Annotated in this window: 14 protein-coding genes; 4 read left to right on the top strand and 10 right to left on the bottom strand. The window is 72.1% G+C overall.

Features of this window, described 5'->3' with window-relative positions:
• Nucleotides 1-51: 51 nt before the first annotated feature.
• Entirely contained in the window at nucleotides 52-1,590 is a 1,539-nt protein-coding gene (locus ACFVGS_RS24940) for a right-handed parallel beta-helix repeat-containing protein (protein ID WP_385693717.1), read from the bottom strand.
• 275 nt (nucleotides 1,591-1,865) lie between these two features.
• Between ACFVGS_RS24940 and ACFVGS_RS24935 the strand changes: the two genes are divergently transcribed.
• The gene (locus tag ACFVGS_RS24935; RefSeq protein ID WP_385693716.1) at nucleotides 1,866-2,702 is read left to right on the top strand and encodes a DUF2182 domain-containing protein; all 837 of its coding nucleotides are present in this window, start codon (nucleotides 1,866-1,868) and stop codon (nucleotides 2,700-2,702) included.
• A gap of 170 nt (nucleotides 2,703-2,872) precedes the next feature.
• The gene (locus ACFVGS_RS24930) at nucleotides 2,873-3,529 is read left to right on the top strand and encodes a DUF1326 domain-containing protein (protein ID WP_384411185.1); all 657 of its coding nucleotides are present in this window, start codon (nucleotides 2,873-2,875) and stop codon (nucleotides 3,527-3,529) included.
• Between the two features lie 240 nt (nucleotides 3,530-3,769).
• On the opposite strand, the gene ACFVGS_RS24925 is transcribed toward ACFVGS_RS24930, so the two are convergent.
• Nucleotides 3,770-4,393, bottom strand: a complete 624-nt coding sequence (locus ACFVGS_RS24925; protein ID WP_385693715.1) for a DUF1326 domain-containing protein — start codon at nucleotides 4,391-4,393, stop codon at nucleotides 3,770-3,772.
• A 251-nt stretch (nucleotides 4,394-4,644) separates the two neighbouring features.
• Here ACFVGS_RS24925 and ACFVGS_RS24920 point away from each other — a divergent pair, with 251 nt between their 5' ends.
• Nucleotides 4,645-7,224: a SpoIIE family protein phosphatase gene (locus tag ACFVGS_RS24920; protein WP_385435765.1), complete on the top strand. Its 2,580-nt coding sequence runs from the start codon at nucleotides 4,645-4,647 to the stop codon at nucleotides 7,222-7,224.
• Between the two features lie 31 nt (nucleotides 7,225-7,255).
• Here ACFVGS_RS24920 and ACFVGS_RS24915 read toward each other — a convergent pair whose 3' ends face one another.
• The 5 genes from ACFVGS_RS24915 to ACFVGS_RS24895 all read right to left on the bottom strand — a co-directional run bounded on the left by ACFVGS_RS24915 (nucleotide 7,256) and on the right by ACFVGS_RS24895 (nucleotide 9,277).
• A complete protein-coding gene (locus tag ACFVGS_RS24915; protein ID WP_384411182.1) occupies nucleotides 7,256-7,618 on the bottom strand; it encodes a DUF1304 domain-containing protein in 363 nt (120 codons plus the stop codon).
• 152 nt (nucleotides 7,619-7,770) lie between these two features.
• Nucleotides 7,771-8,010, bottom strand: coding sequence for a hypothetical protein (locus ACFVGS_RS24910; protein ID WP_384411180.1), 240 nt, complete (start codon nucleotides 8,008-8,010; stop codon nucleotides 7,771-7,773).
• 116 nt (nucleotides 8,011-8,126) lie between these two features.
• Entirely contained in the window at nucleotides 8,127-8,474 is a 348-nt protein-coding gene (locus ACFVGS_RS24905) for a hypothetical protein (RefSeq protein WP_385693714.1), read from the bottom strand.
• Nucleotides 8,471-8,929 carry a hypothetical protein gene (locus tag ACFVGS_RS24900; protein WP_384411177.1) on the bottom strand — a complete coding sequence of 153 codons (459 nt, stop codon included), beginning with the start codon at nucleotides 8,927-8,929 and terminating at the stop codon, nucleotides 8,471-8,473. The genes ACFVGS_RS24905 and ACFVGS_RS24900 overlap by 4 nt, the downstream gene beginning before the upstream one ends.
• Nucleotides 8,930-8,932: 3 nt before the next feature.
• Nucleotides 8,933-9,277 carry a PadR family transcriptional regulator gene (locus tag ACFVGS_RS24895; protein ID WP_384411175.1) on the bottom strand — a complete coding sequence of 115 codons (345 nt, stop codon included), beginning with the start codon at nucleotides 9,275-9,277 and terminating at the stop codon, nucleotides 8,933-8,935.
• 438 nt (nucleotides 9,278-9,715) lie between these two features.
• On the opposite strand from ACFVGS_RS24895, the gene ACFVGS_RS24890 reads away from it, so the two are divergent.
• Entirely contained in the window at nucleotides 9,716-10,159 is a 444-nt protein-coding gene (locus ACFVGS_RS24890; protein ID WP_384411406.1) for a DUF6098 family protein, read from the top strand.
• A gap of 28 nt (nucleotides 10,160-10,187) precedes the next feature.
• Here ACFVGS_RS24890 and ACFVGS_RS24885 read toward each other — a convergent pair whose 3' ends face one another.
• From ACFVGS_RS24885 to ACFVGS_RS24875, 3 genes are all read right to left on the bottom strand, one after another.
• Nucleotides 10,188-11,591, bottom strand: a complete 1,404-nt coding sequence (locus tag ACFVGS_RS24885; protein ID WP_385693713.1) for a M20/M25/M40 family metallo-hydrolase — start codon at nucleotides 11,589-11,591, stop codon at nucleotides 10,188-10,190.
• A gap of 252 nt (nucleotides 11,592-11,843) precedes the next feature.
• Nucleotides 11,844-12,353, bottom strand: a complete 510-nt coding sequence (locus tag ACFVGS_RS24880) for a metallophosphoesterase family protein (RefSeq protein ID WP_384411172.1) — start codon at nucleotides 12,351-12,353, stop codon at nucleotides 11,844-11,846.
• Between the two features lie 46 nt (nucleotides 12,354-12,399).
• Complete coding sequence (locus tag ACFVGS_RS24875) at nucleotides 12,400-13,212, bottom strand: polysaccharide deacetylase family protein (protein ID WP_385693712.1); 813 nt, start codon at nucleotides 13,210-13,212, stop codon at nucleotides 12,400-12,402.
• Nucleotides 13,213-13,621: the final 409 nt, after the last annotated feature.

Below are 13,621 nucleotides of genomic sequence, written 5' to 3'. Positions count from 1 at the left end.
GCGGGCGGACGACTCACGGGACGGGGTACGGCCCGGCCCGTCCGGGGACGGTCACCTCGGGCCCGGGCGCTGATGGGCGCCGATGTCGGTGGTGCCGCGGAGCCGGTTGCCGAAGTAGTCGTGCGGGCCGGCGTCGTCGACCGGTGTTCCGGCGCCGAGGGCCGGGGAGCCGGGGCGCAGGCGCAGGTCGCCCGGGGTGTCGGGGGTGGCGTCGTGGAAGCGCGGGTCCGCGGTGATCGCGTGGGCGTCGTTCGCCGGGACGGTGCCCACGCCGACGTACAGGTTGTGGTCGTACGTGTTGAGCGTGTCGACGACCGGGGAGCCTCCCTCGGCGGTGCTCACGAAGATGTTGTTGCGGAAGGTGACCCCGCCCTGGCCGTTGTCGCTCACCATCGCCGTGCCCGGGTGGTCGGTGGCGACGGTGTTGTTGTGGATCCGGGTGTTGACCGAGGGGGCGCAGACGACGGCGAAGACGCCGTACGGGGACTGGGTGTTGCGGTCGTTGATGCTGACGTTGTAACGGAAGACGTTGTCGGCCGTTGTCATCCCCGCACCGTTGCAGACCAGCAGGAAGCCGCCCTCGTTGTCGTGGCTGTAGTTGTACTGGTAGACGTTGCGGTTGTTGCCGCCGTCGAAGTCGAAGGCCTGCGAGTCGCGCGTGCCGTGGCCGCCGGTGACCTCGTTGTACTGGTACACGGCGTCGTCGAAGTTCCAGGCCCAGATGCCGGCGTTGTAGCCGGCCGACCGCATGTTGAACCCGTCCACGTAGTTGTGCTCGACGAGCGCGTGGTGGCCGTGCTGGAGCACGATGCCGTCGCCGCCGACGTCGACGACCTCGTTGCCCCGGATGGTGAGGCGGGTGTTCGGCGCCCAACCGGGTGCGCCGCTGTGGGGGTGTTCGGGGCGCCTGCCCCAGCTGGAGGCGGTGGCGATGCCGGTGCGGTCCACGTGCTTCACGGTGGAGTCGGTCACGGTGATCCCGTCGAAGCGGGTCGGGGTCGCCGTGCCGCGGACGACGAAGAGGATGCCCCCGGAGGGATCGGGGTCCTTGTGGTCGGAGCCGTTGACGTCGTGGACGTCCACGTCGTCGACGACGTAGTGCCGGCCCGTGCCGAAGTCCGTGAGCCGGAACAGGATGCCGGCGCGACGCTCCTGCGGCCCCGGGGCGGCGCCCTTGTTGGAGATGTCGAGGTTGCGCAGCTCCCACTGCTCGACGTTCTCCAGGAGGACCGCGGCGCGGGCACCGCCGCCCCGGATGCGCGGCTTCGCGCCCTCGCCGTACGCGTCGACCCGCACCGGTGCGCCGTCGGCACCGGACCCCGTCGGAGCGAACACTCCCTCGCATGTGCTGCCGCGCCGGAACAGGATCCGGTCCCCGGGCCCGTACGTGACGGAGCTCGCCCTGGCCGGAGAGTTCCAGGCGGTGGCCGGGGACGTGCCGGAGGCACTGTCGGAGCCCGAACCGCAGTCGACGAAGTACGTCGTGCCGCCCTGGCGTCCGCCGCCGTCCGCCCGCGCGGGCAAGGCGCCCGCCGCGACCGCCAGCACCATGGCGAGCACCGCTCGCGTGCCCCAACCCGTCATCCCCATGGAGTCGTTCTCCCGTGTTCCGGTGTGTGCCGTTCGAAGACACGGCGCAGATTTCCAGCGCTCGCGGGGGCCCGTCCATGCACTCTGCGAGCCGGGAGTTGTGTTTCTCTCCGCGGAGAGAGCGCTTGTCCCCACAGGGCTGCCTGCCGCCGGTCGGTCGTCGAAGAGGCATCGCTCGGCGCGGGCGCCGGATCGCGGTGACGGCCGTGGACGGCCCGGCTCGCGTCGCCGCGGTAGGTGTGCTGTTCTGGAAACAGCCGCAGGAAGGCCCGCCGATGCGTCGCAGCCGGATCTCCGCCTTCGTACCCGCCCGGTCGACCGCCCCGACCGGAGCCGGCGGGGGGTTGCTCCCCGCACGTGATCTCGCGGCCGCCTGGATCCTCGTCGTCCTGATCGCCGTACCGGCCTGGGTGCTGACGATCTGGCAGGCGCGGGACATGGGCGTCGAGCCCGGCACGATGGGGATGGCGCTGCCCCTGTTCCTGCTGCTCTGGGTGACGATGATGGCGGCGATGATGCTGCCGTCCATGGCGCCGGTCGCCATCACCTGGGTACGCGGGATCGGCCGGCAGTCCTCCGGCTGGGTCAGGGCCGGCCGCACCGTCGAGTTCGTGGGCGGATATCTGCTCGTGTGGACCGCCTTCGGACTGCTCGCCTATGCGGCGCTGGCCTTCACCGGTGGCCTGGTGGACGACCACCCCACCGCCGGACGCTGGATCGGCGCGGTCGCCTTCCTGCTCGCCGGTCTGTACCAGCTCGGCCCCCTCAAGAACGTCTGTCTGCGGCACTGCCGCGACCCGCTGAGCCATCTGGTGCGTTACGCCGGCTTCCGGCGACCGGCCCGCGACCTGCGGGTGGGCGTCCACCACGGCGCGTACTGCGTGGGCTGCTGCGCCGGGCTGATGGTCGTCTTCATACCGCTCGGCGTGATGAACGTGGCGGCGATGGCCGGCCTGGCCCTGGTGATCTTCGTGGAGAAGCTGTGGTCCCGGGGCGTCCTCCTCAGCAACGTCGTGGGCGTCGCCTTCCTCGTCCTTGCGGTGCTCGCACCGTTCCAGGACTGGATGCTGCCGGGACTGGAGGGCTCGATGCCGTCCATGGACGGCATGTGATCCCCCTGGGCTCGCCGTCCGTGGCCCGCCGTCGGCGCCGGCCGGTTTCCCGACCGGCAGGGGAGGCGCAAGCTGGAAGGGAGACCGTTTTCCGATCCCGGGAACGGGCTCGGGGCACGCGGTCTCGCCACTCCGAGTGAGCTCCTCGGAGCTCGGCGGGAGGAAGCGAGATGACACAGCAGGCCACCACCGGCACGCGCTGGCACCTGACCGGCGACTGGTTCGACGTGTGCAAGTGCGCCATTCCCTGCCCGTGCACGTTCGCGCAGCCCCCGACCTACGGCGACTGCGAAGGCGTACTGGTCTGGCACATACGGGAAGGCAACTTCGGCGACGTACGGCTCGACGGTCTCAACGTCCTGATGCTCGGCTCCTTCGAAGGAAACCCCTGGGCCGGCACGCACACGCAGCCGTACGCCGCGGTCTTCCTCGACGAACGCGCCGACGACGAGCAGCGGGCCGCGCTCGGCGCCGTCTTCGGCGGTGAGGCCGGCGGATGGCCGGCGGAGTTCGGGGCGATGTTCCACCCCGAGATGCGGGGCATGGACGTCGTGCCCATCCACGTGGAGGTCGACGAGGACCTCGCCACCTGGCGCGCCGAGATCCCCGGCCGTGTCACGGCGGCCGCCGAGGCCCTCACCGGCCCGACGACCCCGGACGGCGCGCGCGTCGAGGTCCACAACGCGCCGGGCTCCGAGGTGGGGCCGGGCCAGGTCGCCACGTGGGGGCGGGCCACCGTCGACCGCGCCGACGCGTTCGGCTTCTCCTGGGAACGCAGCGGGAAGTCGAGCAAGTACTTCCCCTTCGACTGGAGCGGCCCTGACTGAGTCCCGGCCCGTCGTCTCCCGCGCCCGGGCCGTCGTCTCCTGCGCCCGTCCCGTCCTCTCCTGCGCCCGACGCCACGGTGGACGTCTCCGGACGTGTCTGCCGCGGTGGGTCTCCCCGCTCACCTGGCCCGCAGGCCCGCACGCCATGGCGTGCGGGCCCGTCCAGGGCGCGCGGGCCCGTCCAGGGCGCGCGGCCCGTCCAGGGCGCGCTGAGCCCCTGCCGGGCTGACGCGCGGACGCTCAGATGCGACCGTGAGCCGCGCCCTCGGCGCCCTCGCTGCTGAAGACGTACGCGGCCCTCTCCCCGTACTCCGCCTCATAGCTCAGCCCGAAGGCGTCGGAGCGCCCGGTCGTCCTGCCGACCTCGAATTCGGGTGCGAACCCGAACATGGCGTTCCTGATCGTCGTCGTGCCTCCGTCCGGGCCCGTCAGCGGCTCGTACGAGAGTTCCGTCCTGCCCTCGACCGTGAAGCCCGGCCGGTCGCCGTCGGTGAGGGAGACCCGGGCGCGCTCCATCCCCAGGTACTCGCCGTAGAACTGCGAGAGCTGGCCGAACGGCCCGCCTTCCCGGCCGGCCAGGATGCGCTCCAGGCCTTCGGCCTGTTCGTCGCTGGCCTCGCTGTCGACGACCAGCCCGACCTTCCAGTTGCCGGAGGTCAGGTTGGACGGGAAGTGGTTGTAGAAGGCGAAGTCCACACCGGACAGGTCGAGGCCGTCCAGATCACCCTCGGCCACGTGGAACACCGCGGTGCCCAGGCATTCGGTTCCGCCCTTGGCGTCGCGCGGCCGGCCGTCGTACGGGCAGCTGCACAGCACCGCGCAGGAACAGCCGGCCACGTAGGTGCCGGATATCGTCCATGACATGACTGCTCCCCTTCCGGGAGGGGGATGGCGGCGAGCGTCATCGTCTGCACTTTTCACGCTAGACCCACCCCATGGGCATGTAAACGACGCTTGCGGGCACGGCAGGCACACGGTGCGCAGCGGAAGCCCCGGTGGCGTGAAGGTGTTACAACTGGGGTTGTGAGCCCGTCCTGTCTCTCGTGTCCGGCGTACCGGTGCCGAACCTAGGCAGAAGATTCGGAAGCGTCGCCGGGCAGGTCTTCGTCCTTCAGGTGGCGATCGTGGTGATGCTCGCCGCCGGGGCCCTGCTGGCGCTGGTGCTGCAGTCGCGGCACGACATCGACCGCGAGGCGCGCAACCGGTCGGTCTCCGTGGCGCAGACCTTCGCGAAGTCCCTGGGCCTGCGGGAAGCGCTGGACGCGCCGGACCCCTCCTCGATCCTGCAGCCCCTCGCCGAGGAGACGCGCAAGGCCGCGGGGGTGGACTTCATCGTGGTGATGGACACCGACGGCATCCGCTACAGCCACCCTCAGCCCGACCGCATCGGCAAGCGGTTCGTCGGCACGATCGAGCCCTCGCTCGCCGGACGCGTGCACACCGAGAGCGTGGAGGGGCCGCTCGGCAAGGAGATCCAGGCGATCGTGCCGGTCACCTCGCCCCAGGGCGATGTCGTCGCCCTGGTCTCGGCGGGTCTGACGGTGAAGAGCGTGACCGGCGTGGCGAACCGGCAGCTTCCGGTCATCCTCCTGTCCATCGCCGGCGGTCTGGCTCTGGCGACCGTCGGCACGGCGCTGATCAGCCGGAGGCTCCGCCGCCAGACCCACGGGCTCGGCACCCAGGAGATGACCCGCATGTACGAGCACCACGACGCGGTGCTCCACTCCGTCCGCGAAGGGGTGCTCATCACCGACGGCGAGGGACGGCTGCTCCTGGCGAACGACGAGGCCGGGCGGCTGCTCGGCCTGCCCGACGACGCCGAGGGACGCCCCGTCGACGAGGTCGGGATGGACCGCCCGATGGCGGACCTGCTGCTGTCCGGCCGGGTGGCCACCGACGAGGTGCTGGAGGCCGGGGGCCGGCTGCTCGTGGTCAACCAGCGGCCCACCCACCCCCAGGGCCGCCCGCAGGGATCGGCGGTCACCATCCGCGACTCCACCGAGATGCGGCTCCTGAGCAGCCGGGCGGAGACGGCCCGCAGGCGGCTCAGGCTGCTCTACGACGCCGGGGGCGACATCGGCACCACGCTCGACGTGGTGCGCACCGCGCAGGAGCTGGCCGACGTCGCCGTTCCGCAATTCGCGGACTTCGTCACGGTCGACCTGGCCGATCCGGTGCTGGAGGGCGACGAGCCCGGCCCGGAATCCGACATGCGGCGTACGGCGGTCAGCGGCATCCGCGCCGATCACCCGCTGTACCCGCTCGGCACCCTCATCGACTTCCTGCCGTCCACCCCGCAGGCCCGCGGATACGGCACGGGCGCGGCCGAGCTCGTGCCCGATCTGCGCGACGCTCCCGGCTGGCACGCGCAGGACCCGGCACGCACCTCGGCCATCGTCGACTACGGGATCCACTCGCTCATCGCGGCCCCGCTGAAGGCCAGGGGCGTCGTGCTCGGGGTGGTCAACTTCTGGCGTTCGCAGAAACCGGAGCCGTTCGACGAGGACGACCTGTTCCTGGCCGAGGAGCTGGTGGGCCGGGCCGCCGTCACCATGGACAACGCCCGCCGCTACACCCGGGAGCACAACCTCGCCGTGACGCTCCAGCGCAGCCTGCTGCCGCAGGACCTGCCCGAGCAGAGCGCCGTGGACGTCGCGCACTTCTACCAGCCCGCCCAGTCAGGAGTGGGCGGCGACTGGTTCGACGTGATCCCGCTGCCGGGCAGCCGCGTCGCGCTCGTCGTCGGTGACGTCGTCGGGCACGGCCTGCACGCCGCGGCCACCATGGGGCGGCTGCGGACGGCTGTGCACAACTTCTCCTCCCTGGACCTGCCGCCCGACGAACTCCTCGCCCGCCTGGACAACCTCGTCCAGCGCATGGACCAGGAAGGCGACGGCTCCGCGCCGATGGGCGGCGTCATGGGGGCGACCTGCCTGTACGCCGTCTACGACCCGGTCTCCCGGCACTGCAGCATGGCCCGGGCCGGGCACATGCCGCCGCTGGTGGTCGCCCCGGACGGCACGACGACGATCTCGGAACTGCCGGCCGGTCCCCCGCTGGGGCTCGGAGGCATGCCGTTCGAGACCATGGAACTGCACCTGGCGGAGGGCAGCCAGCTGGTCCTGTACACCGACGGGCTGGTCGAGGAGCGGAGCCGGGACATCGCGGAGGGCGTGGAGATGCTGCGTACGGCGCTGAGCCACCCCGACCGGGACCCGCAGGCCAGCCGCCGCGCCGTGCTGGACGCCCTGCTCCCCAGTCAGCCGTCCGACGACATCGCGCTGCTCATCGCCCGGACACGCACCCTGGGACCCGGCCGGGTCGCCCGGTGGGAAGTGCCGTTCGACCCGAGCGAGGTCGGCGCCGTGCGCGGCCGCGCGGCCCGGCAGCTCGACGAATGGGGCCTGGAGGAACTCGCCTTCAGCACGGAACTGATCCTCAGCGAGCTCGTCACCAACGCCATCCGGTACGGCGCCGCGCCCGTTCACGTGCGTCTCCTGCTCGATCGCACCCTGACCTGCGAGGTCTGGGACAGCAGCAGCACCGCCCCGCACCTGCGGTACGCGGCCGGCATGGACGAGGGAGGCCGCGGGCTGTTCCTGGTGGCACAGATCAGCGAGCACTGGGGCACTCGGTACACGGCGGAAGGCAAGGTCATCTGGGCCGAGCAGCCCCTGCCGACCGCCGACCGCTGACGTACCGTCATCCTCTCGGAGTGCCGGCAGCTCAGCGGGCGGCGAGCACCAGGGCCAGACCGACCACCGCCGGAACGGTCTGCACGAAGAGGATCTTCCGGCTGGCCGTGGCGGCACCGTAGACACCGGCCACGGCCACGCACACCAGGAAGAACACCTTCGCCTGGAAGCCCACGGGGTCGGCCGCCACCGCGCCCCACACCAGCCCGGCGGCGAGGAAGCCGTTGTACAGCCCCTGATTGGCGGCGAGCGCCTTCGTCTCGGAAGCGAACTCCACACTGGTCCCGAACGCGGCCCGGGCCCGCGGACCGGTCCACAGGAACATCTCCAGGACCAGGATGTAGACGTGGAGCACGGCGATGAGCAGCACCACGACGGTTGCGATGATCGACATGGACACCAGACTCACACATGACACCCGCACCCCGCGGGGAGGGGTGGGGCGGAACGGCCGCGAAACTCTCCCGTTCCCGAGCGGTGGCCGCGGCCTCGCGCGCGGCCACATCGCTCTCGCGGGTCCGAGGAGGTGCCGTCCCCCCGCCCCGGCTAGGCCGTGCGGCGCCGCGCTCGCATCACGATGATCACGGTGTCGCAGACCATGGCGGCAACCCCGAGAACCACGAGCGGCCAGGTGCGCTCTTGCGGGACGTACTGCCAGACGATGCCGGCGGTGACGGCGCCGGCCAGTGCGAAACCGACGCCCGCGGGGTAGCGGAGCGGGATCGAGACCTGGCGACCGGCCCCGGGTTCCGGTCCGGCGACGGGCATGGGATCCTGAACGGACATCTGGTGCTCTCCTTCGTGGTGGTGCCGGGTGGTTCCGCCGCTCCCACGGTTCCTAGGCCGAGAGGGGAGCGGCGGACTGCTTCGTAGCGCTCGGTGACCGAGCCAGGTGCGGGCGTTCACGCCTTCCTGCGTTTCCTCGACCAGGCGGTCACTCCTGTCGGGATGGCGCGAGTCGAGATCCGAACGAGGTACATGGCCCGAATGCGGCGGGGACGCCGGGGCAGGTCGTGCCACTCTGCCGCCCATTCCTCGGCGTAGCGGGCGCTGTCTCCCGTCAGCCGGGCGGCCGGCGAGATGCCGCGGCCGCTCGGTGGCGCGGAACGCGCTTCGTCCTGCGTCCTCACCGCCAGGTCCGACGCACGCGCTCCTTTGCCGTGCCGCCTCCACCACGGGTACGCCACGATGAGCGCCGCTGACGATCCACCCTCCGTGGCGAGTTCGACGACCTCCAGAATCGCGCTCATGCCGCCTCCCTGCGCTTCTGGACGCGGAGCACCCATGCGAGGGCGGGCCCCGTGCGAACGAGAAGCCGGGTGAGGAACGCGAGGCGAGCAAGGAAGGACCGTTCCCGTAAGTCCTGCCACTCTCCCGCCCACTCCTCCGCCCAGCGCTCGCGGTCGCGGGTGGGCAGCATGAACGCGGTCAAGCTGACCGTGCGCGATCGGTGCGGCGCGGGAAGCGGCAGGGTGCGTTGTCTCACCGTGTACTTGACGGGAACCCGCGCCCGGGTCTCGCTGTCCTCGACGGACACAGCCCCGGCGTTGATTTCCTCGATCAGCCGCCTCGAGTAGGCTTCCGCCCTTGCGAGTCGGTCCCGCTCCTCGCTGTCGCGCAGGATGTACTCGTCGAGCAGTCGGGCGTCTTCGGAGTTCAGTTGCCAGGGCTCGCTCGTGATGTCCGTGATGCCGTCGTCGTCCATGGATCACGCCCCCAGCCCGCCGGCGGCGGGACGCAGTCGCGCGGAGGTGGTGCCGCCGTTGTACGCCTGGGCGAGGGCAAGGCGGGCCGACTCGGCGCCGCCGGGCGAGAAGCGGTAGTAACGGCGGCGCGGGCGGGGCGGGTCGGTCTTCTCGATCTCGCTCTGGTCCTCCCAGAACGACTCAAGCCAGCCGGCGTTCTCGAGGCGGGCGAGGATCGGATGGATGGTGCCGGTGGGCAGACCCGCGGCGTTGGAGAGCTCGAGGCCGTAGCGGGCCTTCGTGGGGGTTTCCAGGAGGGTCCGCAGCACCAGCTGTGTCTGGAGCGTCATCCGCGGAGTCTTAGCCATGCCAAAACTCTAGTATGGGCGCGACCTGCTATGTCAACGCCCAGTTGAGTATCAGTCATGCACGGCGCACATCAGGGGAGTTCGGTGGCGGGCATCGGCGCAGGTCAGTGCTGCGGGCTCGTCCTTCTTGGTGACGTCCACGGCGGCGAGAAATGTGCGGCGCTCGTCGGCACTCCCCACGCAGCAGGCCCGGTGACCGTTGCAGGGGGCTGGGCGCCGGGCAGCTGCGTCGGGTCGAGCCGGGCGACGACGAGGGTTCCCTCGGGGAGCCGGACCGTGAGAGTGTCGGGCTCCGGCTCGGGGTGGATCACCGTTCAGCCGAGGTCCCCCGCTGCCCGCAGCGCCGATGTCGTCATCGCCCCCGGCCGCGGCGATCAGGTGCCTGGGAGTGTGCGTCCGTGAGCGGGGTAGTAGCCCGTCGTGCACCACACCGCGCATATGCCGACGATCCGGTCGCTCGACGAGTTGGCCGGTCTCATCGCCCGGAGGTCAGAACTGTACGTCCGTTGGTCGATGGGGCCGGAGGTGGATCTTCCCGCCCCCGCCAGCCGCGACGACCTCACCGGGATTCCGATGCCCGGACTGTCGGCCAGTCCGCTCGACGTCGAGCCCTGGTGGGACGGGCGTCCCCTGCGGGTATGGGCCGCCCGGCGTCTGTACGACTACGCCCACCTGCCGCGCGTGAAGGACCACCGCGTGCGCCCTTGGCTGCTTGTCGGCACGGAATGCGGGCGGGGCCCGGACAACGAGCCCCTCGTCACCGACGTCGAGCCGATGGGCTGGATCGACCAGGCAGTGATCGAAGAGGCCACCCAGGAGATCAACAGGCAGCGCGGCCGCTGGGGTCCCCTGGACCGTAGCGGGCACGCCCGCCCCGCGTAGGCGCCCGGTCCAACCGACACGGTGTTCCTCACGCCTTGTGGCCGCCGGCCGGCGTACCGGCGGCTGGCAGCTCGTCGAGGAAGCGCGCCAGGGCGCTGACTCCGAGCCGAAGCGCCCCGACCTCCACCCGTTCGTCCGGTCCGTGCCAGCGGTCTCCCGGGAGCCCCGTCCCGAAGAACAGCACGGGCGCGTCGCAGGCGCCGGCGAGCTGCGCGCCGGGAGCCGCTCCCCCGTTGCCGATGTGCCTCGCCGGAGCCCCGTAGGCGTGGCCGACGGCCCGGGTGAGAGCCCCGAGCGCGGGGGCGTCGGGCGGCGTCCGGTAGGGATCAGAGATGGTGGAGGAGATCTCCAGGTCGTAGGTGAACCCGGGCCGCCGGTGCCTGGCCAGCCATACGCGCAACTGGTCGGCGACCTGGTCGGCCCGCTGATCGGGCACGAGCCGGAACAGCACGTCGGCACCGGCCTCCGCCGGAATGAGGCCGAGTGCCGGCGCATCGGTGCGACCGGCCGAGAGGCGGGCGACCTCGGCGGAGGGGCGGGCCCACAGGCGCTCGGGGACCGTGAAACCCGCTTCGCCGGGAGCGCCGAACGTACCGGTCTCGGCCTGCCATTCCGTCAGGTCGAAGCGGACGCTGTCCACTCCGGCGCGCAGGTCGGGGGCCGGGGCGGCCACCGCGTCGTAGAAGCCGGGCAGGGTGACGCGGCCCGACGCGTCACCGAGGAGGTCCACGAGGCGGCACAGTTCGACCGCGGCGTTCGCGGCGGCGCCCGAGACGGCGCCGCTGTGGAGGTCGCGCTCGGCCCCGCGGACGGTGAGGGACGCGGTGACCGAGCCGCGCACCGCGGCGCAGACGGTGGGCTCGTCCAGGGACCAGAGCATCGAGTCGGACACCATCACGACGTCGGCGTCCAGGTCCTCGGTGTGCTCCGACAGCAGGTCGGCCAGGTGTACCGAGCCGACCTCCTCCTCGCCTTCGATCAGGTACCTGACCGTCACGGCCGGGGCGGTGCGGTGCGCGAGGTGCGTGCGCAGAGCCCACAGGTGGCTGGTGATCTGGCCCTTGGCGTCCGACGCCCCCCGGCCGTGGAGCCGGCCGTCCCGCAGGAGCGGCGAGAACGGCTCGGTGACCTTCCATTCGGAGGGATCGACGGCGTGCACGTCGTGGTGGCTGTAGACCAGCAGGACCGGCGCCCCGGGATCGGCCGCGGGCCAGGAGGCGTACACGGCCGGCAGGCCGTCCGTCTCCCAGACTTCGGCCCGCGGGAAGCCGGTGCGACGCAGTGCCTCCACGAGCCAGCGGGCGGACCGGCGCACGTCATGGGCCCGCTCCGGGTCGGAGGAGACGGACGCGATACGCACCCACTCCGCCAGCTCGGCGAGGTCCTTCCGGGGCACGGCGCCGGGTGCGTCGGCGGTGGACGGGAGGATCATGGTCGACCCCCGCCCCAACCCCGATTCCGCCCTCCGCACCGACCCCGGCCCTGGACCGGGACCCGGCCCCGGCCCTTGCCCTGGCCCCGGTCGATGCGACGGCCTGCGAGCCGGCTCTCGCCGCGACGAGCCCTGCGCTGTCTCCGCTCCCGTGCGGCCACCGTCCTCACCCTGCCCTCCCTTGTCCCGCGCCCGTCGCGTACGTGGACCGGACCGGAGTGCTCAGCGGGCGCCTTCCCGGCTGCAGACCTTTCATGCGGAGGTGCTCCGCGGGGGCAGGCGGTGGAGCGTCACGTCGTACAGCTTCGCGTCGGCCACCGTCAGCGTCATGAAGGAGCAGAAGGGCTGGCGCCTGCGGTCCGTGGGCGAGCCCGGGTTCAGCAGACGCAGCCTCCCGGCGCTGGTGTCCCACGGGATGTGGCTGTGGCCGAACACCAGGACGTCCACGTCGGGGAATCGCGCGGCGCAGCGCCGCTCCCGCCCCGCGGCCGCTCCCGTCTCGTGGACGACCGCGAAACGCACCCCTTCCAGCTCGGCGTGGGCGACCTCCGGAAGCCTGCGACGGAGTCCCGGGCCGTCGTTGTTGCCGTACACGCCGATCAGCCGGCGGGACCTGGACTCCAGCAGGTCGAGCGTGGCCTCGTCGGTCCAGTCACCGGCGTGGACGACGGCGTCGGCGTCGTCGACGGCGTCCATGAGGGCTTCCGGGAGGGACGCGGCGCGGGCGGGCAGGTGGGTGTCCGAGGTCAGCACGAGCCGCATGCCTCCCACGGTAGGACGCCGCAGCCGCCGACGCGCGTCAGCCGGTTCAGTCGCCGACCAGGGTGCGCAGGTCGATCACGCGATAGCCGCGGGCGGTGAACGCGTCGAGGATCCGGGGCAGCGCCTCCGCGTCGATCACCTCGGTGCGCCCCTGGGACGCCCCGACGTGCATCTGCAGGACCGCTCCGGGGCGCAGGGCGTCCAGCGCCCTGTCCACAGCGCGGTCCACCGTCATGCCGCCCTCGGTTCCCTTCCACCCGTTGGTGTCGGTGGTGAACTCGATGTCCGCGAACCCCAGGGCGTTGACCTCCCGGATGTGAGCGGCACTGGTCTCGCCGTACGGGAACCGGAAGAACGGCGTCACCGCGCGCCCCGCCCCGGCCGCGCGAAGCGCCCGGTCCGCCGCCAGCACCTCCTGCCGTCGTCCGCCGGCGTCCAGGTCCTGGAAGAGAGGGTGGCTGAAGGAGTGGTTGCCGAGGCCGTGACCGGCGGCCGCGATCCTCCTCACCGCCGCGGGGTGGCGGTCGGCGAAGTCACCGGTCAGGAAGAACGTGGCGGGTGCGCGGCGGCGGGCGAGCTCGCCCAGGACCGCGTCCAGGCCGGCCTCGTTCCAGGCCGCGTTGAAGGTCACGGCGACCAGCCGCTCGCGCGTACGGATCACCCGGTTCTCCGACCCGAACAACGCCCGCAGCCCCCTGCCCTCGACGGTCGCCGCCGGGGACGGCACGACGGTCTCGGCCGGCCGGGCAACGGGCCCCTGGGCGGAGGCCCCCAGCAGGACGGCGAACAGTGCGGCACCTGCCGCGAGCAGCCGCCGGCCGGGAGGACGACAGCCCGTGATCACAGAACGCACGCGCATGCCCCACTCATCGGCCGCCGGCACGCCACCCTTGAGCGCCCCGATCACCGTGGCCGAGATCTTCCGTCCGAGCGACGGGCCCCTTCGGCTGTCGCGGTCCCGCCTGCCCGGCCTCGACCGGCTCACCGGCGCTGCCGTCCTCGCGGCGTCCTCCTGGCCGTCCTCGCCGGACCCTGAGCCGAGCCCGGGCCCGGGACGGGGACCTGTAGCCGGCGGCCGACGACGGCGGGAAGGAGTTCGGGGCCGAGGTGACGACGGCGGGAAGGGGTTTGGGGCCGAGGTGACGACGGCGGGAAGGGGTTCGGGGCCGAGGTGACGACGGCGGGGAGGGGTCCGGGGTCGGAGCGGGGGTGGGGGTGTCCGGACGTTTAGGCCTCCTCCGCGAGCGAAGCGAAGCGGAGGTGGCAGT

It is taken from the genome of Streptomyces sp. NPDC127114 (assembly GCF_042677525.1).
In the GTDB taxonomy this organism is placed as follows: Bacteria; Actinomycetota; Actinomycetes; order Streptomycetales; family Streptomycetaceae; genus Streptomyces.
This window is presented reverse-complemented; position numbering and strand designations above follow the sequence as displayed.